The organism is Gimesia chilikensis (genome assembly GCF_007744075.1).
Classification (GTDB): Bacteria; Planctomycetota; Planctomycetia; order Planctomycetales; family Planctomycetaceae; genus Gimesia; species Gimesia chilikensis_A.
The window spans coordinates 659117-685055 of record NZ_CP036266.1; the positions used below are offsets into that span (position 1 = coordinate 659117).

Consider the following 25939-nt stretch of genomic DNA (forward strand, 5'->3'; position numbering starts at 1 on the left):
ACGGCTCAGAGTTTGAGGTGGATCTGGTTCTTCTCCAGATGCCGGACAATCAGCCATGTGATCCAGAAGAAGAGCAGGAAACTGCCCCAGGCGTACCACCAGGGAGCGTCTTTCGTGGCGAAGGGCTTGATGGATTCCATGACGAGGTCGTGCAGAATGTAGGCGGCCAGAGCGTTGGTTCCCAGCGTGCGAAACAGGGGGATATTCAGGTTGCCTCGATCGCAGGCGAGGTGAAACAACAGGTAGACGAACAGTGACAGTCCCGCTGAGAAGACGAGGTACGAGAGTGTTCCCGCCCGTTGGCTCATCATCCAGTAGTTCCATTTTCGCTGATCCTGCTCCGGCGGTTTGACAAACGGAGGTTCCGCCAGATAAGCGGAGAACGGCTCTCCCTCTTTGGCTTTGAATTGTGCTTCTGTAGGAATGACCGGATGGATGGCCAGTTTCAGATCCTGGTTGCCTGCCATGGATTGATCTATTGCGGGCACATCATAGAGACGGGTCCCACAGGAGATGATCCAGCCTGAAAGCATCAACGCACACGACCAGAACAGGATGGGCTTGATGCGGGGCAGTCCTTCTGCTTCCACGACCCAGTCGCAGGCGAGCGTGCCGATGATGGCGGGGATGGTCCAGGTCAGAAAGCCCAGCGGTCCGCCGTCGATGCCGTTGGGGGGCGAGTTGACCCAGGTGAAATAAAAGTAGTACGAGAGCACCACATGCGCGGCGGCGGAAAAGAGCATATAGACGATCCGCACGGAGGCCCGGGCGCGGATCACGGGCGTGATCCAGAGCGAGGTGACGGCGATGTGCATCAGCGTCTGGAACCAGTTACGTTTGAGTGGATCGGCAATGGCGCCCCAGACGCCGATCGACTGCAGTTCGCTCCAGCTTTTCGCGACCGGTGAGACGCGGTAGATGATCAGCGAGACCATTACCAGTCCCAGCAGGCGTCTGACTACCCGCAGGTAAGCCGAGACGGCCCCCTGGGTCTGTATCCGTCTGCCGAAGGTCAATCGATAAGCAAAGCCGACCGCGAACAGGAAGTGGGGCATGATCGTGTCAGCATAACTGCAGTATGTATTGTGATGTTTGAGCACGATCGGGCAGAGGATGAAGAAGCCCATGTAGTTCACAAGGAACATGCCCGCTACGGTGTAGCCCCGGAACTGGTCGAGGGAGACGATGCGTTTCCGGTTTTTGTCAGCGGTCGCAGCCGGGGCGGTGTCTGTCATGCTGTTTTATCAATTCGTCGAGATTAAGGAAAAAGCAAATGTGCTAAGTATTAATCTCTACTAATATACGGTTTGCTGGACGAATTGAAACAGGATAGTTCTGAATTTGCTGAACCCTCAACAGATATTAATACCCAGCACTTCGGTGAGAAAGATGAACCAGATGACGAACCAGGCTACAAAATTCGCTCCCGCCTGAATGATGGCACTGACCAGGCCCAGAATCAGATCGGTAACTCGGTTCCCGATGAGATGCAGATGAAAGTTTCCGATCAATAACAGGACCGCCCCCACAAACATGAGGACCCACGCCGGTCCGATCATCAGGAGGTCCATTCCATGTGGGGTGATGTTGAAAACCTGTTTTACGAGGTACGCCAGGAACATGATCAGGAATTCTCCGCCCCAGAAGATGGTGTAAGCCAGGAGATGAAATCGTTTAAAGGGGGATACCTGAGGTTGTTGCATCGGAGTGACCTCTCGTCTGAATGCGGAAATTTGAGGGACGGTGCGGCGGTTGTGCGACCGGCTCTCTGATTCAGGCGGGAGAAGCGGGGAAAGATCACGCGTGGATTTGATATTTTTTGAGAATGCAGTTCAGCGCGTCTGTTTTTGTTCGCGGCGGAACTGGCCGGGGGTGGTGCCGGTCTGTTTTTTGAAGGCGACGTTCAGATATTCGGAGTGGCGAAAGCCGGTGCGGCTGGCGATTTCGATCAGAGGGAGTTCGGTTTCTTCGAGCAACTGTTTTACACGATCGAGGCGGATGCGCATGATCTCTTCGTGTGGTGAGCGGCCGATGATTTTCTGGAAGCGGCTTTCGAGGACCCGCCGGGAGAGGGGGACCGACTTTAAAACGTCCTGCACGTTAATGCCTTCGCAGGCCTGCTGGCGGATGAAGCGGACGGCGTCGGAAATCAGTTTGTCGTCGATGGCCTGGATATCGGTGGACTGGCGCGTGGCAATACCCAGAGGTTTGATGAGATGAGCGTCTGAAGAGACCGGTTCGCCGGCGATCATGCGATCGAGCAGGGCGGCTGCTTCGTAGCCGGTGAGACGCGTGTTGGGGATCACGCTGGAGAGGGGAGGCTCGGAGAGGTTACAGAGAATTTCATCATTGTCCACGCCGATGATGGCGACCTCTTCGGGAACAGAGACGTTGATCGTACGGCAGACATCGAGCAGTTGCTGCGCTTTAATGTCGTAACAGGCCATGATGCCGACCGGTTTGGGGAGTTGCTGAATCCAGTCGGCCAGGCGTTGCTGTTCGGCTTCCCAGGGGGGCGCCTGTTTGCGACCGGCGGTCTGCGGATAGGCGTGACAGGTGAAGCCGGCGTCCTGGATGACGTTCTGGAAATGGTCTTCCCGCCAGCGGGACCAGTTGAAGCGATGATCGCCGCAGAAGGCGTAGTGCTCGAAGCCGCGTTCGATGAGGTGCTGCGCGGCCAGGGAGGCGATGGCGCGGTCATCGGTTTCGACCCAGGGGAGGGAGGGGGCCAGACGGGCGGCACTGACATCGACGGCCGGGACGCCGGAGTTCACGACGGCTTCGGCGGTCTTCGTGTTTTCAATTCGCGCGATGATGCCGTCGCCGTGCCAGCTGTTGAGCCAGTTGACGGGGACGTTGCCTCGGCCATGTTCGGGGAGGTAGATCGACCAGGAGTGGTGCTCGTGGATGTAAGCCATGATGCCACGTAAGAGTCCGCGGGCATAGGAGTTGGATGATTCGATGAGCAGGGCGATTGAGGGGCGTGATTTCATAGAGCCGGTTTCGGGCGGAATTGAGGGCGACGTAAATGTAATATTCTTAAAGGGATTCCGTGACAGCTCGTCTGGCAAACGGTCTCAGACCCCTGATAGCATGGATGAGGGCAGTTTTGTTGTGCGGTGAAATATCTCAATTTATTATGCGCAAGTTTACATGGTACTCGATCAGGGGGCATTTACAATAAAGAAAATGGGCCGGGTTCCCCTGATGAGGGAACCGGATCAAACAGAGAGTCTCTCCTGCAGCGTAGAAGGAATGCCATGAGTGAGAAACAGATGAATGTCGCGATTGTCGGTCTGGGATTTGGTGCCGAGTTCATTCCCATTTACCAGGCGCATCCGAATGCCAACATGTATGCGATCTGTCAGCGTTCGGAAGATCATCTGAACGAGATCGGCGATACGTTCGGGATTGAGAAACGTTATACCTCTTACGACGAGCTGCTGGCGGATCCTGATGTGGATGCCGTCCATATTAATACGCCGATTCCCGATCATGCTCCGCAGTCGATTAAAGCGTTGAAGGCAGGGAAGCACGTGGCGTGTACGGTGCCGATGGCGACGACGGTGGCGGAGTGCGAAGAAATCGTCAAGACGGTCAAAGAGACCGGACTGAAATACATGATGATGGAGACGGTGGTTTACAGCCGCGAGTTTCTCTTCATCAAGGAGATGTATGACAAAGGGGAGCTGGGCAAGATTCAGTACATGCAGGCCAGTCACCCGCAGGACATGGAAGGCTGGCCCGAGTACTGGGAGCGGATGATCCCGATGCATTATGCAACGCACGTGGTGAGTCCGGTGCTGGGGATGGTCAACGGTCGGGCCGAGTATGTGAGCTGCTTTGGTTCCGGGACCGTGAACGACGACATTGCGGAAAAGTCGGGCAACAAATTCGCTGTGGAGACGTGTCACATCAAGATCAAGGATTCCGATATCGCGGCTCACATCTGGCGGTTCCTGTTTGATACCGCGCGGCAGTACCGGGAATCGGTCGACGTGTATGGCACGAAAAAATCGTTTGAGTGGCCTCTAATCGAAGGGGAGAACCCGGTGCTGCATACGGCGAAGAAACCGGAACCGGAAATTCCCGAGCGTGTGGAAGTGCCCGATTACGCACATCTGCTGCCGCCTGAAATTCAGAATTTCACCCGGGCGATTCATGACGCCGACCATCTCTCGTTTCTGCAGGGGGCCGGGCACGGTGGTTCGCATCCGCACCTGGTGCATGCGTTCCTGAAGTCGCTGGTGGAAGACACTGATCCCTGGCCAAATGCCCCGCTGTCTGCGAACTGGACCAGTGTAGGAATTCTGGCACATGAGTCTGCTGTGGCAGGGGGCGACATTCGCAAGCTGCCCGAGTTCACACTGGAATAACTGGCGTACGTCACATTTCGCTTTTAATTCGATTGACATCATTCACATAGATATTCGAGGGGACCGTTATGGCTCGTTACTCCCTGTTCCTGTTATCGCTGATTCTGGCGGCACCGCTGGCTGCTGCAGAGGAGTTCACGCTCCACCAGTTTGACCGTCTGCAACTGGGGGATAAGTTCTATGCGGAAGGGGCGACCTTCGGCGATCTGAACCGGGACGGTCACCAAGATCTGATTTCCGGACCGTATTGGTATGCGGGGCCGGATTTCAAAACGAAGCACGAGTACTATCCGGTCAAGGAATGGAGCATTAACGGCTATTCCGACAACTTCTTTGCATTTGTGAATGATGTCAACAAGGATGAGTGGCCCGATATTGTGATCATCGGGTTCCCCGGTAAGGAAGCTTACTGGTATGCGAATCCGCAGAAACAGTCGGGGCACTGGAAGCGGTACCTGGCGCATCCGGTGGTCGATAACGAGTCGCCGACGTATACCGACCTGACTGGGGATGGAGAGCCGGAACTGGTGTTCCACACGGGGGGACAGCTCGGCTATGCGGGGCCGGGGAAAGATCCGACGAAGCCTTGGAGCTTTCATGCGGTCTCGCCCAATCTGAAGTATGGTCGCTTTACGCACGGGCTGGGTGTGGGTGATGTGAATGGCGACGGAAAGCAGGACATCCTCGAGAAGAACGGCTGGTGGGAACAACCGGCTGATCTGCAGAAAGCCGGTTTCTGGACTCGGCACCCATTTAAGTTTACTGGTGCGGGCGGTTCGCAGATGTACGCTTACGACGTGGATGGCGACGGGGACCAGGATGTGATCACCAGCAAGGCGGCCCACGCGTATGGTCTCTCCTGGTTTGAGAACGTCAAGAAAGATGGCGAGATTACGTTCGTCGAGCATCCGATCATGGGGAGCAAGCCTGAAGAGAACAAGTATGGAGTGGTCTTCTCACAGTTGCACGCCGTCGATCTGGTGGACATGGACGGCGACGGGATTAAGGACATTGTAACCGGGAAACGGTTCTGGGCGCACCAGGGGCATGATCCGGGAGCGAAAGAACCGCCGGTCAACTACTGGTTTAAAATTGTGCGGACGCCGAAGGGTGTGGATTTTCTGCCTTACCAGATTAATGACAAGTCGGGAGTGGGGACCCAGGTGGTCGCCGGCGATGTGACGGGGAACAAGCTCCCGGATCTGGTAGTGGGGAATAAGTCGGGCACATATCTGCTGAAGCATAAACAGGTGAAAGTAGATGAAGCGACCTGGAAAAAGGCACAGCCGAAAAAGTATGTGCCCAAGAAAGTCTCGGTGAAGAATGAACTCAAGCCGGGCGAGCATTTCGCTACAAACGCAGACGGACGACGGTTGAATCTCGATTTCGAGACCGGTGATCTGAAAGACTGGGTTTCGGAGGGAGAGGCATTCCGTTCGCAGCCGGTCAAAGGGGATACGGTCAAGGCGCGTCGTCGTGATATGGTGAGCAATCACCAGGGACAGTACTGGGTGGGTACCTATGAGGTGCTGGAAGATGTGCCCGTGGGGACACTGTCTTCGGCTTCGATCAAAGTGACACATCCTTATGCCACGTTTTATGTCGGTGGCGGAAGTCACGATTCGACGCGTGTCGAAATTGTGGACCGGGCGACAAACAAGGTGATCGCGAAAGCCAGTGGTCGCAACAATGAGCGGATGCACCAGGAGCTGGTGGATCTGACGAAATACCAGGGCAAAGAGATCTTCATTCGACTGGTGGATCAGCATAAGGGAGGCTGGGGACACATTAACTTCGATCATTTCCGCTTCCACGATAAAAAGCCCGCACAACTGGAAGTAGCGGACAGTGGAGCCCCCGCGCAGGAGCATACACAAAAGTATGACGGTCTGCCCGGAAAGAAGGCGGCGGAAGTGATGTCGGTACCGGACGGGTTTTCGGTCTCACTGGTTGCTGCCGAACCTGATGTGCAGCAGCCGATCGCGATGACGATTGACGATCGCGGGCGTTTGTGGGTGGCGGAATCGTATGCCTATCCCAGCAAGCAGCCGGAGGGAAAAGGGAAAGACCGGATTCTGATTTTCGAAGACAAAGATGCCGACGGCAAATTTGAGACGCGGAAAGTCTTTCAGGAGAAGCTGAACCTGGTGAGCGGTCTGGAAGTCGGTTTTGGCGGCGTGTGGGTGGGGCAGGCGCCGTACCTGCTGTTCATTCCCGATAAGAACGGCGACGATAAGCCAGACGGAGAACCCGAGATTCTACTGGACGGCTGGCATTACGAAGATACGCACGAAACGTTGAACTCGTTCATCTGGGGGCCGGATGGCTGGCTCTACGGCTGCCACGGTGTGTTTACGCATTCCCGGGTCGGGAAGCCGGGTACCCCCGATGATCAGCGACAGCCGATCAATGCCGGGATCTGGCGGTATCATCCGACGCGGCACGAATTCGAAGTCTTTGCGCACGGGACGAGTAACCCGTGGGGTGTGGACTTCAACGATCAGGGGCAGTGCTTTCTGACCTGCTGTGTGATTCCGCACCTGTTTCATATTGTTCAGAACGCACGCTATCGCAGACAGGCAGGGCAGCATTTCAATCCTTACACTTACGACGACATTAAAACGATTGCCAAACACCGGCACTGGACCGGTGGGCAATGGAACCAGTCGGACCGGGTCGCTTCAGACCGGGTGGGCGGGGGACACGCGCATGCCGGGGCGATGATCTACCTGGGAGGCAGCTGGCCGAAGAAGTATCACAATCAGTTGTTCATGAATAACATTCATGGTGCCCGTTTGAATCAGGATCAGCTGGCCCGCGAAGGGTCGGGATATATTGGCGACTTCGCTCCCGATTTCCTGTATGCGAACGATCGTTCCTCACAGATTCTGTATCTGCGGTACGGTCCGGACGGGCAGGTCTATTTCATTGACTGGTATGACACGAACCAGTGCCATCATCGTGAATTTCAAAAGCACGACCGTTCGAACGGGCGGATTTTTCGCGTGGCATATAACGATGCGAAGCCGGTCAAAGTCGATCTGCAAAAACTGACGAGTGCTGAGCTGGTCAAGCTGCAACTGCACGAGAACGACTGGTACGTGCGGCAGTCCCGACGCATTCTGCAGGAGCGTGGTGCCGACCCGGAAGTGCACGCACAACTGGCGGAGATTGCCTTCGGTAATGACGACGTGACGCGTCGCCTGCGAGGATTGTGGGCCCTGCATGTGACGGGGGGACTTTCGGAAGCGAAAGTGATGCAGGCTTTAAAAGACCCGAGCGAATTCATGCGGGGCTGGGCGATACAGTTGGCGCTGGAGACGGGAGAGCCGTCAAAGCAGTTGTTGGAAACAATGGAAGCACTGGCGAAGCAGGATCCTTCACCGGTGGTGCGTCTCTACCTGGGATCAGCGGCCAACCGGCTGCCACTGGATCAGCGGGCGGGAATTCTCAAAGGTCTGGTGAGTCACGCGGAAGATCAGCACGATCATAATCTGCCGCTGCTCTATTGGTATGCCCTGGAGCCGCTGGCACCGCATGATATGCAGCAAGCCTATGCCCTGGCGAAAGATGCGAAGATTCCGCTGATCGAGTCGTACACATTGCGGCGGATCGCGGATATCGGAACGGAAGAGGCGGTCGCGTTTCTGGTGGAACAGCTGGGAGATGCACAGGCTGCGGATGAGCAAAAAGTCTTTCTGGATTCGATTAACAGCGCACTGCGGGGACGACGCCAGTTTCCGATGCCGGTACCCTGGAAGAGTGTGGGTAAACGACTGATGGCGAGCCAGGATCCGGTGGTGAAGTCACGTTCTTTGTCGCTGGCGGTGACCTTTGGTGACCCGGCGGCAATGCAGCGCTTGCGGGAAATCGTCGCGGACCAGAAGAACGATCTGGCGGGACGGAAGTCGGCCTTGGATAGTCTGCTGGGAGTCCGGGATCCGCAACTGGTGCCAATTCTGATTCCGTTGCTGGATCAGAAGGGAATCCGCCGCGAAGCACTGCGGGGGCTGGCCGGTTACCCGGATGCAGCGATCGCGACTGCGATCCTGGAGCGGTATCCTCAGTACGATTTGAATGAGAAGCGGGATGCGTTAAATACGCTGGCAAGTCGTTTGAATTTCGCGGAGCAGCTGGTGGCTGCGGTCGAAGCGGGTGAAGTCCCTTCCAAGGATCTGTCTGCGGAAATTATCCGTCAGCTGGGGAATCTCAAAGATAAAGAGCTGAATGCCAAGATCGGTAAGGTATGGGGCGTTGTCCGCGAGTCGGCAGCGGATAAGAAAAAACTGATCGCCAGCTATAAGAATATGATCGAGCGACCGCATCCGACGCCTGATATCAACCTGGGACGGGCGATTTTTGCGAAGACCTGCCAACAGTGCCATAAGCTGTTTGGAACAGGAGCCAGCATTGGTCCGGAACTGACCGGTTCGAACCGGGCCAACCTCGATTATCTGCTGTCGAACGTGGTCGATCCGAGTGCGGTGATGGCGAAGGATTATCAGCCGGCCGTGATTGTCACGGAATCAGGGCGGATTATTACCGGGATCATCAAGAAGGAAGATAAGAACGCGGTGACGGTCGCGACGGCGAACGAGACGGTGATTATTCCTCGTGACGAAATCGACGAGATGAGCCTGAGTGACAAGTCGATGATGCCTGATAACCTGTGGAAACAGCTGAGCCGGATCGAGGTACGTTCGCTGGTCAAATATCTGGCGAGCCCCGGCCAGGTGCCGATGAAGGCGACGCCGGAGAATCTGAAGCAGTTCTTTAACGGTCAAGATCTGACCGGCTGGACGGGGGACAGTCAGCTCTGGTTCGTGGAGAACGGTGAGATTGTAGGCCGTTCGCCGGGGATCAAGCGGAATGAGTTCCTGGTGAGTGACATGCTGGTCGGTGATTTCGAACTGAAGGTCAAAGTAAAGCTCACCCCGAATGCAGGGAACAGCGGGATTCAGTTCCGCAGCAGTCTGCAGCCAGGAGGCCATGTCAAAGGGTACCAGGCCGACATCGGTGCCGGCTGGTGGGGCAAGCTGTATGAAGAACATGGCCGGGGTCTGTTATTCAAGGAATCCGGAGAGCAGCATGTCCGTGAAGGGGACTGGAATGAATACCGGGTGGTTGCTGTCGGCCCGCGGATTCGGACTTACATCAACGGTAAATTGTGCACGGATCTGAATGACCCCCAGGGAGCCAAGTCCGGCATTCTGGCGTTTCAGATTCATTCTGGCGGGCCGATGGAGGTCCGCTTTAAGGATCTGGAATTGCGCCTGGATCCTCCCCGGGATTAAAGCTGTTGCAAGGCAGGCTGGTCTTTCAGCAAGAGGGCCAGCCTGTGTATTCACTCAAAAAAGCCGCACTCCCGCAGGTAGACTACACTCTGCTTGACGCGGTTGTGATGTTCTTCCAGCGTCAGCTCCGGTTCCCCTTCGATGCCTTCGATTTCGAGACTGTAGGGACCATTGAAGTTATTGTCTTCCAGGATGTAGCGGATCTTCAAGAAGTCAACGCCTCCCGCTTCGCCCAGGGCGGCGAAATTCCAGTCCTTGAATTTGCAGTAGGAATCCTTGAGGTGCACGTGTTTGACCCAGGTGACGACCTCGTGCAGGGACTCCAGAACATTCGCGTGCTCGTTGTAGTAATTGATGTTGCCGGTGTCGAAGTTGAGCCGCAGGTTCGGGTGATCCAGGTCCTGCATGGTGCGGAGCATGCCGGCTGCGTTGACGCAGATGCCGGGATGTGTTTCGAAGCAGTAGGTGATGCCCTGTGCTCCTGCGTAATCGCCGATTTCACGGAGGTGCTGGTAGAGGGTGTCACGATCCGATTCCTGTTCGATTTCTCCTGCGCCGCCTACAACGAGTTTGACACCCAGCTGATGAGCGAGGTCGAGCTTTCGTTTCGTCTTGATGACGACTTCCGGATCGAGGGGATTGCCGGTGGTAATGTTGCAGCTCGAGAGTTTCACATGGTGTTGTTTCAACAGATCTTTGACGTGCGCGATATCCTCAGCGGTGGAGGCTTCCGTGAGCAGCGGAGTCTCTTTGAAGAACGAGGGGACGCCGTGGTTTTTGATGTTGAGTTCGAGGTGATCGATTCCGGCATCGCGGATGTTTTCGATCGCGGCGACGGGACCAAAGCGACCGTAGGAGTTGGTCAGGCAGGAAACGAGGGCGGCCATGCATTCGACTTTCTATATCAGTGATCAGCGAACCGTTGTTGCAGTACTGCTTTCAGCATGTTACTTTGACTTCAGATGAAATTCAAAGCTACTAGCCTAAAGTCCTGGAGCGGAGCTCACATGGCACAGGCACGGATGGAGTTCTCGGATGTCTGAGGTTCAGGAATTACTCAATACCGCGTTGACGCATCACCATGCAGGGCAACTGGATCAGGCAGAAGCTGTCTACCAGCAATTGCTGGAACAGGACCCCCGCCACTGGGAGCCCCGCTACTACCTGGGAACACTGCAACTGCAGCGGGGGCATCTGGATCTGAGTATTCAGAGCTTCCTGAAGGTGATTCAGCTCAATCCGGAACTGCCAGACGCCCATAATAATCTGGGTGTGGCCTATCATGCGATCGGGAAATGGCAGGAAGCCGGTCAGTCTTTCGAGCACGCGCTGCGTCTGAATCCCCATTATGAGCGGGCCTATTTTAACCTGGGGAGCCTGTTTGAGAGCCGAGGACTACTGGCTGATGCGGTTAAATGCTTCCGGAAATCATACGAACAGAGCGGGAGCCCCGAGACGTATGAGAAACTGGCAGACGTGTTGAAAGTGGCGCGTCGCTTCGCGGAAGCGGAAGAGATCTACCGGGAACTGTTGCAGCAGGCGTCCGGGGATTTCAATCTTTCCATGAAGCTGGCCTATGTGCTGGTGCTGCAGCGTCAATACCCCGAAGCGGTGGAACTCTATGAGGCGATGCTGGAGACCCACCCCGGTCATTACCAGATTCTGGTGAGCCTGAGTTACGTGCTGGAATGCATGGGTAATATCCCGGCGGCGATTCAGACAGCAGAGCGTTCCATCGAAGCAGCCCCCGATCAGCCCGAGGGATATAACAACCTGGGGAACGCGTTGCGGCTGTCGCATCGCTTTGATGAATCCTGTGTGAACTTCGAAAAAGCATTAGAACTGCGGCCTCATTTTCCGATTGCGGAATTCAATCTGGCGACCACACGCATGCTGACAGGTGACTTACAGGCTGGCTGGGAGGGGTATGAGCGTCGGTCCGACATCGATACATCAACGCGCATGAGTTACCCCGGCCCCGCCTGGCAGGGAGAACCACTGGAAGGGAAGTCGATCTGCCTGTGGTGCGAACAGGGCTTCGGAGACACTTTGATGTTTATTCGTTTTGCCAGCGAATTGAAACGCCGCGGGGCAGGACGAGTACTGGTACTCATTCAGCCGGAACTGGCCGGTCTGTTAAAGAGCATTGAGGAGATTGATGAACTGCTGGTTCCCGGAGATCCGGTTGTCGAATGTGACTATCAGTGCTCCCTGTTGAGTGTACCCCGTTTTCTGGAAACCAGCCTGAAGACGATTCCCGGCGAGGTGCCCCTCTTTCAACCTGCCGCGGAGCGGACGGCGCACTGGAGCGACGTGCTCTCAGCGTTGGAAGGCAAAAAAGTGGGTTTGAACTGGAGCGGGAATCTGCAGTTTCCCCGGGATGAATTCCGCTCGATTCCGCTGGAGCAGCTATCTCCTCTGCTGGAAGTGGCTGGCGTACTATTTGTGAGCGTGCAGCAGGTGAATGGCTTAGACCAGCTGGCGTCATTTGAAGCGGCCGGAAAACTCTGGCAACCGGGGCCGGAGTACCAGGCAGAAGTTGGTGATTTTACTGAAGCCGCTGCTTTGATGCAAAATCTGGATCTGATGATTACAACCGACACGGCCTGTGCCCATCTGGCAGGAGGTCTGGGAGTACCGGTCTGGATTCTGGTATCGCGTCTTCCTGAATGGCGCTGGTTGCTGGATCGGAGTGACAGTCCCTGGTATCCGACAGCGCGTCTCTTTCGGCAGGCGGAACTGGGCGACTGGGGGCCCGTGGTCGAGGACGTGAAAGCGGCTCTGGAGCAGAAGTTCAGTCAGGACGCCCCCTGATTTCCAGTGAAAATGCAAAATGAGTGATCCGCCTCATCTCATGCGGGATGAACGTTTTCTCACGTCGTAAACTCATACGCGACTGGCGTCTTTGCCGATTAGAGAAGCAGGCGTCTCAAGTCCGGTTATGCGGTCTGGGCCCGGTTGCAGGGAAAACAGAGGCTTTCGGGCTGTGTTGTTCTGCTGGAACAATTTGACCAGAAATTCTTTGCAGGCTAGATTTCTGGTATCTCTCTCCCTGAAACCCCGTCAGGCATGTTTCAACGAATGCACTTCTCCCGACATGACTGAAATCAATTCAAGATATTCCGGGCCGTACAGCTCTGGAGTCCTTTCTGATACGTTTAGCGATGAGTGAATCAATGCGAGATATGATCAAGGTGCCTGCGAGAGAATCTGTCTCATCCCCTCAGATCGAGGATGCAATCCATAAACTCAGCCCGGACAAACGAACGGCGTTTCTGCAGGAGACTCAGAAGTTTCCCTGTCTGCGACGGATTCCCGAGTTGAACAAGCTGGCGGATTCGATTGTCGCCAGCTGGAACCTGGAACCGTTTTCATTGAGCAGTCGCCGGTGGCATCGGATTCCCTGCGAGCGTCAGATCGGTCTGGCCTTCTTTGACCCGAAGACAAAATCACTGAGTTCGGAACTGACTATCGTTGAGTGCCGGAATCTTTCGATCGAAGGCATCTCCTTCTTTCACGATATGCCGATCCTGTCGCGCGAGGTCGCGATCACATTCGACCTGGAACAGGCCGAACGTGAGTTTATCGTGGTCAGTCTGGCCTGGAGTCGATTTTCCCAAGCGCACCTGTTCCAGAGTGGTGGGCGGTTTCTGTACCAGATCGGCATGGATGCGAGTCTGTCTGAGACAGGCTGAGCTTCAATTCCACTGAGCCAGTTCGGTGTGCACTTTCTGCAGCATGAGCTGGAGGTCATCCTGTTCGGATTCGGGACAGCTTTTGAGGCAGTTTTCCAGCAGTTCGACGGAGAGTCCGAGTTTCTGCGTTTTGAAACTGAGCGCAGCCAGATCCTTCTTATGTGTACTGGAGAGCGGGTGCAGGGCACACAGTCGTCGCTGCACATTCCAGGCACGTGCAAAATCCTGACGCTCTTCATGAATGCGTTTCAGGTTCATCAGCATACGAATGATGATTTCCCGATGGGTGGCCGGTTGCAACAGGCGTTTTAATACACTCCGGGGAAATTCTCCGAGTTCGCCCAGCCGGTTAAGACATTCCTCCTCGCTGTAGATCGTCCCTTTCGAGTAGGGATCGATAAACAGCGGGCCATCCTGGGCATCGTAGCGAACCAGGAACTGCAGGGGGGCGGCGACACCGTGAATGTCGATGCCCAGTTCTTTGCCGACTGCCATGTAAATCAGGGAGAGCGAAATCGGGAGTCCCTGGCGGCTTTCGATGACATGATTCAGGTAGCTGCCTTCCGCCTGGTGGTAGCAGATGGTATCTCCCCCCAGTCCGTGCTGACCGGCCAGGCACTGGACAAGGCATTGCACCAGTGCGCGGTCATCTTCCGCGAGGGCGACGCGGCCCGAAAGTTCGCAGGCCCGCTGGCGGACCCAGATCAGAACGTGTTCAAAGACGAGGTCTGGTTGATCATCACGGGCCAGCTCGAGTGCGGCTTTTGTGAGATCAATCTGCTTGTCGTGGTGCAGGAGCCGGGAAAATTCGGGATCCTGTTTGAACTGAAATATTTGCTTAAGGTCCATCAGAGACGAACTTTGTCAGGAGGAACGGGCAGGATTCAGGAAAGAGTCAGTTGCAGACGGGGAGGACATCTGCCGTGGAACTTATTTTTAACCGATGATCGCGGCTTCGATCAATGCCACTTTTTTGCTTCAGCGAAAAACGGGGATGGTTTGTAAAAAAGACAAGCAGACGGGGTCGGAGTCGGTCTTCCGGGCAGATCAGCCAAAATAACAGACATACAGCGTCCTGCTTTGATTGACGCTCGCGGGGCGAGTCGACACAATGAGCAGGACCGTGTAACTGATTCCCTGATTTGTGAGAAAAGTCTGAGATACAATGCAATTTTTGCCTGTGGAAGAGCAACTGGCTATTATCGGCCGTGGTGTCGAGAAGATCGTTCCCGAACAGGAACTGGCAGAAAAACTGAAATGGAGCCGCGAGACCGGCACGCCTTTGCGGATTAAATATGGTATCGATCCTACAGGGATTGACCTCCATTTAGGGCACACGGTGCCGATGCGGAAAATGCGTCAGTTTCAGGAGTTGGGACACCAGGCGGTAATCATTATCGGAAATTACACGGCGCTGGTGGGCGATCCCTCCGGACGTGACGAAACCCGGGCCCGTCTGACAGCAGAGCAGGTCGAAGCGAATGCCACCGATTACCTGAACCAGGTGGGGAAAGTGATCGACCTGAACAATGCTGAAGTCGTCCGGAACGGGGACTGGTTCAGCAAGATGAACTTCGCGGACATCCTGGAACTGTGCAGCAAAGTGACCGTCGCCCAGTTGCTGACACGCGACGACTTTTCGAAGCGTTATAAGGAAGAGGCGGCGATTTACCTGCACGAGTGCCTGTATCCGATTATGCAGGCCTGGGATTCAGTTGAGATCAAAGCAGACGTGGAGCTGGGAGGAACGGAGCAACTGTATTCGTTCATGCTGGCGCGGGACCTGCAGAAAGACCAGGGAATCCGACAGCAGGTCAGTGTGATGTCGCCGATTCTGGTGGGTACTGATGGCGTGCGGCGAATGGGGAAAAGCCTGGGGAACTATATCGGGATCAGCGAAGCCCCGTATGAGATGATGAAAAAATTCATGCAGCTTTCAGACGACAGCATGCAGATGTTCTTTGAGCTGCTGACAGATTTCCCGCTGGATGAAGTGAAGACGATCCTGGGGGGACATCCCAAGGAGGCCAAGGTCAAGCTGGCGAAAACCATTATCACCGAATACCACGACGCGGCTGCAGCAGATGATGCCGCCGAACGCTGGCAGAGGGAGATTGGCTCTGGTGGGATGCCTTCCGATATTCCGGTCGTGCAGATTTCGAAATCCGATCTGAATGAGGACGGAACTCTGGCGGCAGCGAACCTGTTGAAAGTGACCGGCCTGTGTGGTTCAACCAGCGATGCTCGACGTTCGATCCAGCAGGGAGGTGCCAAAATGGGGGCCGATAAGGACCGGATTGAATCACATGATCAGGCGATTCCCGTGGCGTCGGGTCTGCTGTTATGGGTGGGCAAGAAACGATTCTGTCAGGTGGATCTGGTCGATTAAGTCAAAGCACTTTGTATTCTCTGTGCGTTTCTATTTGCAATCAGGGGAAATGATTCCGCGCGGATTGCATTCATGAGGAATACTTCGTAAAACGTGGTATTAACGATCGCGCAGTAGAATCGTGCTTCACCGTAGCGGGTGAAGTATTACATATTTCAAAAGAAACACAGAAAGCAACAGTTATGGCAACAGGATTTGGAATTGTCGGCTGTGGCATGATTTCGAATTTTCATGCAAAGGCGCTCGAAGAGATTCGTGGTGCCAAGCTGGTCGCCTGTTATGATCAGTTTCCAGCATCAGCTGATAAGTTTGCAGAAGCGAATGGTTGCACAGCCTATCATGAGCTGGATGAGATGCTGGCCGATCCGGAAGTGGACGTCGTCACCATCTGCACCCCCAGTGGCGCCCACATGGATCCGGCGGTTGCTGCCGCAAATGCCGGCAAGCACGTCGTTGTGGAAAAGCCGCTGGAAATTACTCTGAAGCGGTGTGATGCGATCATCGACGCCTGTAAGAAAAATAAAGTTCAGCTGGCGACAATCATGCCGTCCCGCTTTGGCGCTGCCAATGTGGAATTGAAGAAGGCCATCGAAAAAGGCCGCTTCGGCAAGCTGACCCTGGGCGATACCTACGTCAAATGGTGGCGGACACAGGAATATTACGACAGCGGCGGATGGCGTGGTACCTGGAAACTGGACGGCGGCGGCGCTTACATGAATCAGGCGATTCATAACGTCGACCTGTTGTTCTGGTTCATGGGTGAAGTGGCCGATGTGAACGGCATGACCGGCACTCTGGCTCACGAGCGGATCGAAGTCGAAGATACCGGTGTGGCTACCATTCGTTTCAAGAATGGTGCCCTGGGTGTGATCGAAGCGACCACCAGTGTTTATCCCGGTCTGCTCAAGAAGACGGAAATCTCGGGTACCGAGGGAACCGTGATCATCGAGCAGGACGACGTACTGCACTGGGAGTTCTCCAAAGAACAGGCCCGTGATGCGAAGATCCGTGAGGAGCTGGGTAAGTCGACCGGTAACACCGGCGGTGCCAGCGATCCTTCGGCGATTTCTTACGCCGGGCATATGGAACAGTTGAAAGACTTCATCAAGTCAATCAAGACCGGCAAAAAGCCGCTGGTAGACGGTAACGATGGTCGTAAGAGTGTCGAAATCATTCTGGCGATCTATCAGTCTTCCTGGACCGGCAAACAGGTTTCACTGCCTCTGAAACGGGATCCCCGGATTCCGAAGAACAAGTAAATCTGGAACGGATGCCAATTAAAGCAGGACGGGTTAAGGAGAGCCCGTCCTGCTTTTTTTACGGACTGTGCCAGAGCGGGCAGGAACCTCCAGCTGAGAATAATCAAATTTAATAGACAAAAGTGAAGTGGCGGTTTATCTTCGAAGGGGGACAGGTAGCAGTAAATTCTGAGGAGCGAAACATGCGACGGTGTCTGATATTGCTCATGCTGATGTGCCTGCTGAATGTGACACAGCTGGCACTTGCGGATGAAATCCAGAAAGAAGTAGTCGCCGAGTCCCAGCCATTTCTGACAGTCCAGCTTGTAGATGAGACAGGAAAGCCAGTCGCCGGAGCGCAGACCGGGATGGTGGTGATGGTCAATGGATATGATCGGCAGCAGGGAGCAAAATGGACTTTCGGGCATTTTGAAGAAAAGTCTGATGCAGAGGGGATCATCCGGTTACACAACAAAGACAAGTATCGAGGTATGTTTTACGCACGGCATGCAGAACGGGGGCTGGTCGCTGTGAAGCGGACTGATCTCCTAGACGAGAGTCAGTCGCCACTCGTGCTGACCATGCTCCCGGAGTGTCATGTAAGCTGGACGATTCGGAGCAGTCAGCTGGAGCAAATCGGAAAAGGGACTGGTGCCATCCGTGGTTTCTGTGGGGCGGAGAATATGACCTGTCTGTGGTGCAGCCAGACAGGATCAACGCTGCATTTCTACCTACCGCCGGGGAAATACACTCTGGTTGCTGCTGGAGAAACGATCTGCCCGATCGAAAAAACGATCGAGATCGAAGTGGGGCGAACAAGCCATGATGTAGAAGCCGCCGATGCTCCGGCTCTGAACTGGGTCTTGCTGGAAGGTAAGCCTGCTCCTGAAATCGTTGACATTCAGGAGTGGAAAAATGAGCCAGTCAAGCTCTCACAACTTAAGGGTAAAGTCGTTCTGCTGGAATTCTGGGGCTGGTGGTGTGGACCTTGTGTAGTGCATGGCATTCCAGAACTGTTTCGGTTACGGGAAGAGTTTTCGCAAGACGATCTGGCAATTATAGGAGTTCACGTATCGCATGGTGTGGATGACGAAGTGGATTCGATCAGGGAGATGGATGAAAAACTGTCCCAGGTCCGTGAAAAGGTCTGGAAGGGACAGCAGATTGATTTCCCTGTCGCGCTGACACGGAATCGAAAGCTGGCATTCACGCCTGGAGGTGACTCATTTGCCTTTTCACGAATGAGTGTTGCATACGGGATCAATCAATTTCCGACTTTGATTGTGATCGATCGGCAGGGAAACGTATTTGGTAATCTGACGCTTTCGAAAAAAGAGGATCGTGAAAAGCTGAAGCAGCTCATCGAGTCGAAGTGATGTATTTACAATGTTGGATGTCACCTGTGACAACCCTTCAGGTGGATTGCAGGTGAGGAATTCACTCGTTTATTCAGCAGCGGTCTCGGCTGTCTGTTGGCGGTAGATGCGGATGAGCATCATGAAGCAGAGGAAGTCGTAGACCGTGTGTGTGGTGATCGGGATCAGCAGGTTCTGTGGTGTGAAGAGGATCAGCAGCAGGCTGAGGTAGACGCCCATCAGCGACGCGACGATGACGTAGACGCGGGTGACCGAGTGTAGAATGCCAAAGAGCAGATTGGTGAAGATGATGGCATAGACCACCCCAAACTGGTTGGACCAGGATTGCAGAACCCCGCGAAAGAGCAGTTCTTCTCCCAGGCCGATGAAGATACAGAGGATGAACACTTCCAGCACAGACGCCTTGACGATACGGGGGCCGATTTCGTCGAGCAAAAACTGATTGATCTTGTGAAATGCCTGGAAGGGGAGTTTCATCGTGAGCAGGAAGAATCCGAACATGGGCAGCGCAGCCAGCGTGCCAATGATGAGTGCCGACCAACTCCAGTTCAGATTCGCCAGCGGGTTGATATCCAGAGCCCAGCCAAATCCGAACGCAGCGAGGATGATGCCGATGGAGAACAGGGAGCCGCCCAGAATTAAAAGTTGCTGATCCTGGGGTGGATTGTCATCCAGTTCTTGTTCGTCGTCCGGGTTCGACATCGGGCAGGGGTTCACTCTCTAAGTTCAAGGATAATGGGATTATAGCAGTGCCGGGGGGGAATCCAACTCCCGAAATGCTATCCAGGATTGCCAGGTTTTCCTGTTTTAAAGGCGATGGATTAGTTTCAAAACTGCATCTTGCAGAAACTCACCATCTCGAATACATTTTCCCAATCTTAACAGGATGTTATGTGAATCACAGGCGTCTCGTCGGTTGATCGATGAGATTGTCGACTGTTTCTTATCCACTCAGTTCTTCTTTTTCCATGAAGCGGTAGTGCAAGGATGCTGCACCGTTTACGTCAATGGCTCTGTCCTGATTTGGCGATCGATCTGGGAACGGCGAATACACTCGTCGCGATCCAGGGCGAGGGGATTGCGCTGGACGAACCCTCGGTCGTGGCGTTGCATAAAGGCAGCCGCAAGATTCTGGGAAAAGGAACCGCAGTCGGAAAGCTGGCCAAGCAGATGCTGGGGCGCACGCCGGATAGCATCATCGCGGTACGACCTCTGAAAGATGGTGTGATCACCGACTTCGAACTCTGCGAGTCGATGTTGCGGTATTTCATACTCAAGGCCCGTCATCATTCGCGTGGTTTGCGACCGCGGGTTGTGATTGCAGTGCCGGGCAGTATCACGCCGGTCGAAAGGCGCGCCGTGTTCAACAGTGCCGAACGAGCAGGCGCCGGCCGGGTCTATCTGATTGAAGAATCCAAGGCGGCGGGCATTGGTGCCGGGCTGCCGATCTCTGAACCGATGGCGAGCATGGTTTGTGACATCGGTGGCGGGACGAGTGAAGTGGCCATCATGAGTCTGGGCGATACGGTGGTCAGTAACTCGGTGCGGATTGGCGGCGACAAGTGCGATGAAGCGATCGTGGAATACATGAAGCAGCATTTCTCGTTGCGGATCGGCGTGCAGACCGCAGAGGATCTGAAGCTGGAACTGGGCAGTGCTTATCCGCTGGAGCAGGAATTGACCGGTGAGGTCAAGGGACTGGATACGATCAGCAGTATTCCGCGGAAAGCGATTGTGACCAGCGAAGAATTACGCGATGCCTTGCATGGTCCGCTGGAATCGATTCTGAACTGCTGTAAACAGACTATCGAACAGTGCAAGCCGGAACTCGTGGCGGATCTCGCGGATAACGGCATGGTCCTCACGGGCGGTGGTGCTCTACTGCGGGGACTGGAATATTACATGAGCGAACAGCTGGGGATTCCGGTGCGAGTGGATGAGGATCCACTGCGGACCGTGGCCCGCGGAACGGCGATCTGCCTGGAACATCTGAGCCAGTGGCGGCATGCCTTTGATAATGGCGAAGGTGACTTTTAAAAGGACGGGCCCGGATCGATGAAACGCGAATCCCGATCAGCAGAGATCAAGCTGGTACTCCTGGCGGTGACCATCGGGGTCGGTCTGTACTTTGTTCCGCAGGAGTACTCCAGACGACTGTCGAACCTGGTGCGGGATGCGGTGCGTCCCGGATTATCGCTGGTACAGACTTTGAAGAAACGGGATGTCCCGGAAGTCAAAACGAATGTACCTGATGGTCGAGTGGAACAACTGGAACGCGAACTCGCGGCAGTGGAAGAAGAGAACCGTCGGCTTGCACTGGAACGGCTGCGGCTGGCTGAGGAACTGGCTCAACTCAGGCGTACGGGGGCTCCCGATTACGACACCCACAAGAGTGACCGTTTGCTGGTTCCCGATCTGATTGAAGCCAACGTTCTGGGAGAAGCATCGATTGCGCTCCTGAAAGAAGGGCGGTTGTTGAACCAGGGCGGTGCGCAGGGCGTATTTGAATCTTCGTTTGTGCTGCAGTCCGATCTGCCTGTGATCGATCAGGGAACGGCGCAGGGTGTGAAAGCAGGCTACTCGCTTTATGCGGGACAGGCGGTGATTGGCAAGATCAGCGAAGTCGGCAAGTGGACGAGTACGCTGATTCCGATTACGTCGGTCAACTATCGTGGCTCGGCCCGGATTGCCCGCAAAACCGAGCAGGGGCTGCAACTGGGGACAGATGGGATCCTGGTGGGACGCGGTGAAGGAAAATGCGAACTGTTACAGATCCCGCCGACCGAATCGATCCAGGTCGGGCAGGAAGTCTACACGGGGGAAGTCGATCGTGAACTTCCCCTGAGCATGCAGTCGACGCTGGGGCAGCCGATGTATTACGGTCGGGTGATCGAAGCCGAGCTCCCCCGTGGGGCACCATACTGGAAGATCGTTGTGGAACCGGCGGTGCGGCTGTCTGAAGTACGCCAGGTGAGTGTGCTGCGACAGATTATCAATCCGCGACGGCTGCTGGCAAACTGAGAAAGGAATCGACGTTGAAATTCTTCAGCTTACTGCTGCTCTGTTATCTGGCAGTGATTGCCCAGGTCGGGCTGGCGTCCGAAATGATTGTGGCGGGCAGCCGTCCTAATCTGCCGCTGGTCGTGCTCTGCCTGGCACTGTTCTGGTTACGGGATGCGCAGGTGTTTTTGTGGGCGATTCTGGTCGGCATCATCTGTGAAACCTTTGATGATGCCCATCCGGGAACGGGTGTGCTGGTGGTGACCGCGCTCTGCTGGTTTGTCTATCGTATTCAGTTGCACTTCGAGCTGCGATCACTTGTGAGTCGTGCGTCAGTCTTCACCACGATGGCGCTGGCCTTTGATGTGCTGTTTCAGATTGTGAACCAAGGGAGCTTGCCTGCTGTGGAGACGTTGAAGGGTCTGCTGCCTGTCTCTGCAGGGAATGCGCTCTATTCGTCCGCGGTGGGGCTGTCTGTTTTGCTGCTGTGCAAGATCGGGAAGGTACTGCTGCCTGTCTCCGGTGGTTCCTCGCTTGCGGGAACACGTGCTTACACTTCTCGCTATTCTCATTGATGAGTGTCCCTGGCAGGGGGGTTGAGGAACTGACTTTCTAATGCGAAACCGTCTCGGCAATGATCATATGACGCTGGAAAACGAGGCCGCGGGCCAGTCGTTTCAGGTGGATCGTCTGCCCGGCGTCCGCGTATTTCTGCTGGGGTTGATTCTGGTGGTCCCCCTGCTGGCGGTGAGTGGGCGATTACTCTTCATTCAGATGATGAATGCGGAACACTTTTATTCGCAGTTCGGAAAAACGACCGAATCATTCGAAAGCATACCGAGTCGTGACGGGCGGATCGTTTCCATTGATGGTCGCGTGCTGGCACTGGATGTCGAACGCTTTGATCTGCAGGCGCATTACCGCTGGCTGGAAGAACCGCCGAATCCGAGGTGGCTCAAACAACAGGCGTTGACGCTGCTCGAACCTGTGGAACGCCGCAACCGAGAGAAGGTTGAGGCGGCGCAGGAGAAAGTGCTGGCGCGACGACAGCAGTTATGGGACGAACTGGCACAGGTGATGAAGACCAGTTCGGAAGAACTGCAGACCTCATGCAGGGACGTACAACAACGCGTTGAGACTATTATTGAAAGTGTGAATGAGCGTGCGGCTCAAAAGGAAGGGGCGAGTTCGTCCGACGATTCTGATGTGGAAACGCAGGCCTCAGCAGAGCAGGATCAGCTGCAAAAATTCTGGACGTTGTTTAAAGATGCCTTAACGCGGCCCCCGCGTCGACCACGGCGTGAGCGGATTGTGGTGCGGGAAGAGCTGGATTATCACACCCTGGCTTCCGGGATTCCTCGCGAGATCGCGCTGGCCATCTCGGCACATCCGGAGCGGTTTCCGGGCATTCATATCCAGGTGGCGACATTGCGAGAATATCCACAGAAAACGCTGGCACCCCACGAGATTGGGATTCGGCATCGAATCGATGAGAAGACTTTGAAGTCTCGGCAGCAGCGGTTCCCTGAGGGAGATCCACTGGATTACAAGGAAGGCGACCGGATCGGCAAGATGGGGGTCGAGCGAACCTACGACAGATACCTGCGCGGCCTGCGAGGCTTGAAAAAAGTGGTTCGGAACCGTCAGGGGGAGATTATCCGTACCGAAATTATCCGCGAGCCGAAATCAGGCGATGACGTGGTGCTGACTTTGAACACGGGGCTGCAGGACCAGGTGCAGGACTTGCTGGATGAATCACTGCAGGAACTGCGCGAGGGAACCGAGGAACAACCTGCGGAACAGACCGACCCTGCATCCGGTGGTTGTATTGTCGTACTTGATGTTCGCACCGGGGCGATCGTGGCGACGGCTTCCGCGCCGCGGTACGATTTGAATCTGCTACTGCATCCGACCCCGGAAGAGTGGCAGGCCGTATTGAATGATCCGCGACGACCATTGTTTCCCCGGGCGACACAGATGATGTTGCCCCCCGGTTCGACATTCAAGGCGCTGACTTCGATTGCCCTCATGGAAAGTGGTAAGGTAGACCCCGATGAACCTTTTATCTGTCGCGGGTATCTGGATCGTCCCGATCGGCACCGTGACTATATCTACCGACATTATGGCGTGGGTCATAATGAACTGACTTTGACGCGGGCGTTGCGGGAATCGTGTAACGTCTATTTCTTCCAGGCGGCCCGGACGATGGGACCGGAGACGATTCATCATTGGGCCGATCAACTCGGATTCGGTAAGCCGACGGGGATCGATATCCCGGGAGAGCGGGGCGGTCATCTGCCTGATCCCTCACCGCCTAAGTCTGAGAAGAAATCGCCCTGGTATCCCGGAGATACGCTGGGCATGGCCATCGGTCAGTCGCGGCTGACGGTGACGCCCCTGCAGATTGCGCGGCTGATGGCGGTGGTGGCCAATGACGGGGAAATGGTCGTGCCTCATTTAGCACATAGCGTGGTGCCTTCCGCGGAATCATCCACGACAACGCGACAGATGATTTCGTATCCGCGACGTTACGTGAGTGGTATTCATCCCGGCACGCTGGAACGGGTGCGGGAAGGTCTGATTGAGGTGGTCGCGCATCCACGGGGGACCGGTTATAAAACGGTGCGTCTCAAGGAAGTTACGATTGCTGGTAAAACGGGGACCGCGGAAAACGGAGGCGGCAAAAACGACCATGCGTGGTTTGCGGGGTTTGTACCCGCACAGCGACCGAAGTACGCATTTGCCGTGGTGATCGAGCATGGCGGTTCGGGGAGTCGTGTGGCGGGGCCGGTGGCGCAGAAGCTGGTGCGAGCGATGCTCGATACCAGCGTGCTGCAGCCAACACAACCGAAGTTGCAGGCGAACTGAAGCCGGCCTGCGTTACTTCTGTTTTTTTTCACTGGGAGGAATCAGGGCCTCGGGCTGATCGATATGCAGGTAGTGCCCATGATCGGCGGTGAGGATCACGATGGTGTCCTTCCAGTTGCTGTTCTTTTCGACCCAGTCGGTGATGACTTTGAAGGCGGCTTCCCCGCTTTTGACAGCACCGATGGAGTTGTCGAGATTATTGTCGTGGTTGGCCCAGTCGACATCGCCGGCTTCGACCATCAGCCAGAATCCTTTTTTGTTCTGGCTGAGCACATCGAGGGCTGACTCGGTCATATCGGCCAGGGTGGGGTTTTCTTTGATGTCGGCAGCTGAGTATTTTTCGGCGCTTGTCTTGCCGGGCGCGGGCTGGTAATCGCCATCTGCCGTCTGGAAGGGGAGGTGAGCTGCATGAGCCCCGACGCCGTAAACACCCAGCAGGCGGGTCTTGTTCTTGATGGCGGACTGAGTCGCTTTCTGGAGACCGGATTTTCCTTCCACGCCATCTGTTCTGAGGGCGACGGTATATTTTCCACCGTTTTTGACATCGGCCTGTTTGATGGTTTCTTCAGCGATGTACTTCCAGCCGGGAATAAAGTTTTTGCCGTCTGACTTGCTGCCTGAGGGTTTGGCTTTGGTACCATATCCGCCGCCAAGAACGACATCGAGCCCGGGCAGCGATTCTTCAGGATGTGAGATGGATGTCTGTCCTACGAGGTCGCGGGCCAGGTCCTGGTAATCGTTGCGGCTGACGTTGTGTGCGTAGGCGGCAGCGGGAGTGGCGTGCGTAATCGGGACACTGGTGACGACGCCGACGGAATAGCCGTCCAACTGTGCCTGGTGAGCGATGGTCATCACCGGGGCTCCGGTGGGATCCACGTTGATGGCATTGTTGTAGGACTTGATTCCCGCGGTCATCGAAGTGGCGGTGTTTGCCGAGTCCGGATAGGCGTGCTCTCCGTAATTGTTGCTGGGACTGCTGATCAGATATTTGATATCGTTGCCAGGAGTCCAGGGGTTAGGGCCTCCCTTTTCGGCATTATAGCCACCTCGAATTGTACCGCCCGGATTGAGTACGGTCTGCTTATCAACATCCACATTGGTGGCGGCATTATGAGGAGCAGTCACCATGTAGCCGAACTGCGAGGTGCCTGCAGCAGGGTAGTCCTGGAAGTAAAGACCGGTGCCGCGTCCACTTTTGTATTTATCAGCCTTGGAGTAATACAGGGCAGCGGCCTTGGTGGTCTGCCAGTCCATGCCGTCAAAGACGAAGAGAATGATGTTCTTTTTACCTGCTTTCAGGGCTGCTTCCTGGATGTTGTAGAGATTGGTCTGGTCCAGGTAGTCTGCCTTGGGATTTACAGTGTTGGTAGGCGAGTAACCATAAATGGATTCCAGCTTTTTCGAATCGCGATAGGGGCTGTTCACACCGGTGTAAGAATTGAGATCAATGCCCTGGCCGGCGTCTTTGGTACCAAAGGTGTAGACGGGAATCAGCCGCAGCGAATGGTTGGACCATTGGATATATTTTTCGGGTTCGATTCCCCAGTGTGCGACGGGGCTTTTCTTGTTACGAATGGCTTCGGTCTGGAGCTTGCGTATATGATCTGCCTCCGGTTTTTTGGCGGAGACGGGTAAGCAGATTGCAAGTAAAGTCAGCGCGAACAGGCTGGATACAGCAGCGCGTTTCATAGTTTCCTCAAGTC

Annotated in this window: 18 protein-coding genes; 11 read left to right on the plus strand and 7 right to left on the minus strand. The window is 55.2% G+C overall.

Annotation, left to right across the window (positions count from 1 at the left end; translation table 11 throughout):
* Positions 1–5: 5 nt before the first annotated feature.
* The 3 genes from HG66A1_RS02620 to HG66A1_RS02630 form a co-directional block, all read right to left on the minus strand.
* Positions 6–1235, minus strand: a complete 1230-nt coding sequence (locus tag HG66A1_RS02620; protein WP_145180570.1) for an acyltransferase family protein — start codon at positions 1233–1235, stop codon at positions 6–8.
* A 117-nt stretch (positions 1236–1352) separates the two neighbouring features.
* A complete protein-coding gene (locus HG66A1_RS02625) occupies positions 1353–1703 on the minus strand; it encodes a hypothetical protein (RefSeq protein ID WP_145180572.1) in 351 nt (116 codons plus the stop codon).
* A gap of 129 nt (positions 1704–1832) precedes the next feature.
* Positions 1833–2993 carry a XylR family transcriptional regulator gene (locus HG66A1_RS02630; RefSeq protein WP_145180574.1) on the minus strand — a complete coding sequence of 387 codons (1161 nt, stop codon included), beginning with the start codon at positions 2991–2993 and terminating at the stop codon, positions 1833–1835.
* A gap of 267 nt (positions 2994–3260) precedes the next feature.
* Here HG66A1_RS02630 and HG66A1_RS02635 point away from each other — a divergent pair, with 267 nt between their 5' ends.
* Complete coding sequence (locus HG66A1_RS02635; RefSeq protein ID WP_145180576.1) at positions 3261–4376, plus strand: Gfo/Idh/MocA family protein; 1116 nt, start codon at positions 3261–3263, stop codon at positions 4374–4376.
* 68 nt (positions 4377–4444) lie between these two features.
* The gene (locus HG66A1_RS02640; protein ID WP_145180578.1) at positions 4445–9670 is read left to right on the plus strand and encodes a PVC-type heme-binding CxxCH protein; all 5226 of its coding nucleotides are present in this window, start codon (positions 4445–4447) and stop codon (positions 9668–9670) included.
* A gap of 50 nt (positions 9671–9720) precedes the next feature.
* Here the strand turns inward: HG66A1_RS02640 and HG66A1_RS02645 are convergent, their stop codons facing one another.
* Entirely contained in the window at positions 9721–10557 is an 837-nt protein-coding gene (locus HG66A1_RS02645) for a sugar phosphate isomerase/epimerase family protein (protein WP_145180579.1), read from the minus strand.
* A 148-nt stretch (positions 10558–10705) separates the two neighbouring features.
* On the opposite strand from HG66A1_RS02645, the gene HG66A1_RS02650 reads away from it, so the two are divergent.
* Together HG66A1_RS02650 and HG66A1_RS02655 are read left to right on the plus strand one after the other, a co-directional pair.
* The gene (locus HG66A1_RS02650; protein ID WP_145180581.1) at positions 10706–12484 is read left to right on the plus strand and encodes a tetratricopeptide repeat protein; all 1779 of its coding nucleotides are present in this window, start codon (positions 10706–10708) and stop codon (positions 12482–12484) included.
* Between the two features lie 362 nt (positions 12485–12846).
* Positions 12847–13365 carry a hypothetical protein gene (locus HG66A1_RS02655; RefSeq protein WP_145180583.1) on the plus strand — a complete coding sequence of 173 codons (519 nt, stop codon included), beginning with the start codon at positions 12847–12849 and terminating at the stop codon, positions 13363–13365.
* A gap of 3 nt (positions 13366–13368) precedes the next feature.
* On the opposite strand, the gene HG66A1_RS02660 is transcribed toward HG66A1_RS02655, so the two are convergent.
* Entirely contained in the window at positions 13369–14214 is an 846-nt protein-coding gene (locus tag HG66A1_RS02660; RefSeq protein WP_145180585.1) for a SirB1 family protein, read from the minus strand.
* A gap of 316 nt (positions 14215–14530) precedes the next feature.
* On the opposite strand from HG66A1_RS02660, the gene tyrS reads away from it, so the two are divergent.
* The 3 genes from tyrS (at position 14531) to HG66A1_RS02675 (ending at position 18368) form a co-directional block, all read left to right on the plus strand.
* Positions 14531–15754, plus strand: a complete 1224-nt coding sequence (tyrS, locus tag HG66A1_RS02665; protein WP_145180587.1) for a tyrosine--tRNA ligase — start codon at positions 14531–14533, stop codon at positions 15752–15754.
* 182 nt (positions 15755–15936) lie between these two features.
* Complete coding sequence (locus tag HG66A1_RS02670; protein ID WP_145036334.1) at positions 15937–17013, plus strand: Gfo/Idh/MocA family protein; 1077 nt, start codon at positions 15937–15939, stop codon at positions 17011–17013.
* A gap of 182 nt (positions 17014–17195) precedes the next feature.
* Complete coding sequence (locus HG66A1_RS02675; protein WP_145180589.1) at positions 17196–18368, plus strand: TlpA family protein disulfide reductase; 1173 nt, start codon at positions 17196–17198, stop codon at positions 18366–18368.
* A 69-nt stretch (positions 18369–18437) separates the two neighbouring features.
* Here the strand turns inward: HG66A1_RS02675 and HG66A1_RS02680 are convergent, their stop codons facing one another.
* The gene (locus HG66A1_RS02680; RefSeq protein WP_145180592.1) at positions 18438–19070 is read right to left on the minus strand and encodes a CPBP family intramembrane glutamic endopeptidase; all 633 of its coding nucleotides are present in this window, start codon (positions 19068–19070) and stop codon (positions 18438–18440) included.
* A 285-nt stretch (positions 19071–19355) separates the two neighbouring features.
* Between HG66A1_RS02680 and HG66A1_RS02685 the strand changes: the two genes are divergently transcribed.
* From HG66A1_RS02685 to HG66A1_RS02700, 4 genes are read left to right on the plus strand one after another with little or no spacing between them, the layout of a single operon-like run.
* A complete protein-coding gene (locus HG66A1_RS02685) occupies positions 19356–20405 on the plus strand; it encodes a rod shape-determining protein (RefSeq protein WP_145180594.1) in 1050 nt (349 codons plus the stop codon).
* Positions 20406–20423: 18 nt separating this feature from the next.
* On the plus strand, positions 20424–21389 hold the full coding sequence (locus HG66A1_RS02690; protein WP_145180596.1) for a rod shape-determining protein MreC: 966 nt from the start codon (positions 20424–20426) through the stop codon (positions 21387–21389).
* Positions 21390–21403: 14 nt separating this feature from the next.
* The gene (locus HG66A1_RS02695; RefSeq protein ID WP_145180598.1) at positions 21404–21943 is read left to right on the plus strand and encodes a hypothetical protein; all 540 of its coding nucleotides are present in this window, start codon (positions 21404–21406) and stop codon (positions 21941–21943) included.
* Positions 21944–21983: 40 nt separating this feature from the next.
* The gene (locus tag HG66A1_RS02700; RefSeq protein ID WP_145180600.1) at positions 21984–24236 is read left to right on the plus strand and encodes a peptidoglycan D,D-transpeptidase FtsI family protein; all 2253 of its coding nucleotides are present in this window, start codon (positions 21984–21986) and stop codon (positions 24234–24236) included.
* Between the two features lie 12 nt (positions 24237–24248).
* Here HG66A1_RS02700 and HG66A1_RS02705 read toward each other — a convergent pair whose 3' ends face one another.
* Positions 24249–25925, minus strand: a complete 1677-nt coding sequence (locus HG66A1_RS02705) for an alkaline phosphatase (RefSeq protein ID WP_145180602.1) — start codon at positions 25923–25925, stop codon at positions 24249–24251.
* Positions 25926–25939 lie beyond the last annotated feature (14 nt).

What these genes read in the sequence shown, in the direction of transcription:
- HG66A1_RS02620 (WP_145180570.1), bottom strand. Translation starts at nt 1,235, where the DNA reads ATGACAGACACCGCCCCGGCTGCGACCGCTGACAAAAACCGGAAACGC.
- HG66A1_RS02625 (WP_145180572.1), bottom strand. Translation starts at nt 1,703, where the DNA reads ATGCAACAACCTCAGGTATCCCCCTTTAAACGATTTCATCTCCTGGCT.
- HG66A1_RS02630 (WP_145180574.1), bottom strand. Translation starts at nt 2,993, where the DNA reads ATGAAATCACGCCCCTCAATCGCCCTGCTCATCGAATCATCCAACTCC.
- HG66A1_RS02635 (WP_145180576.1), top strand. Translation starts at nt 3,261, where the DNA reads ATGAGTGAGAAACAGATGAATGTCGCGATTGTCGGTCTGGGATTTGGT.
- HG66A1_RS02640 (WP_145180578.1), top strand. Translation starts at nt 4,445, where the DNA reads ATGGCTCGTTACTCCCTGTTCCTGTTATCGCTGATTCTGGCGGCACCG.
- HG66A1_RS02645 (WP_145180579.1), bottom strand. Translation starts at nt 10,557, where the DNA reads ATGGCCGCCCTCGTTTCCTGCCTGACCAACTCCTACGGTCGCTTTGGT.
- HG66A1_RS02650 (WP_145180581.1), top strand. Translation starts at nt 10,706, where the DNA reads ATGTCTGAGGTTCAGGAATTACTCAATACCGCGTTGACGCATCACCAT.
- HG66A1_RS02655 (WP_145180583.1), top strand. Translation starts at nt 12,847, where the DNA reads ATGCGAGATATGATCAAGGTGCCTGCGAGAGAATCTGTCTCATCCCCT.
- HG66A1_RS02660 (WP_145180585.1), bottom strand. Translation starts at nt 14,214, where the DNA reads ATGGACCTTAAGCAAATATTTCAGTTCAAACAGGATCCCGAATTTTCC.
- tyrS (WP_145180587.1), top strand. Translation starts at nt 14,531, where the DNA reads ATGCAATTTTTGCCTGTGGAAGAGCAACTGGCTATTATCGGCCGTGGT.
- HG66A1_RS02670 (WP_145036334.1), top strand. Translation starts at nt 15,937, where the DNA reads ATGGCAACAGGATTTGGAATTGTCGGCTGTGGCATGATTTCGAATTTT.
- HG66A1_RS02675 (WP_145180589.1), top strand. Translation starts at nt 17,196, where the DNA reads ATGCGACGGTGTCTGATATTGCTCATGCTGATGTGCCTGCTGAATGTG.
- HG66A1_RS02680 (WP_145180592.1), bottom strand. Translation starts at nt 19,070, where the DNA reads ATGTCGAACCCGGACGACGAACAAGAACTGGATGACAATCCACCCCAG.
- HG66A1_RS02685 (WP_145180594.1), top strand. Translation starts at nt 19,356, where the DNA reads ATGCTGCACCGTTTACGTCAATGGCTCTGTCCTGATTTGGCGATCGAT.
- HG66A1_RS02690 (WP_145180596.1), top strand. Translation starts at nt 20,424, where the DNA reads ATGAAACGCGAATCCCGATCAGCAGAGATCAAGCTGGTACTCCTGGCG.
- HG66A1_RS02700 (WP_145180600.1), top strand. Translation starts at nt 21,984, where the DNA reads ATGCGAAACCGTCTCGGCAATGATCATATGACGCTGGAAAACGAGGCC.
- HG66A1_RS02705 (WP_145180602.1), bottom strand. Translation starts at nt 25,925, where the DNA reads ATGAAACGCGCTGCTGTATCCAGCCTGTTCGCGCTGACTTTACTTGCA.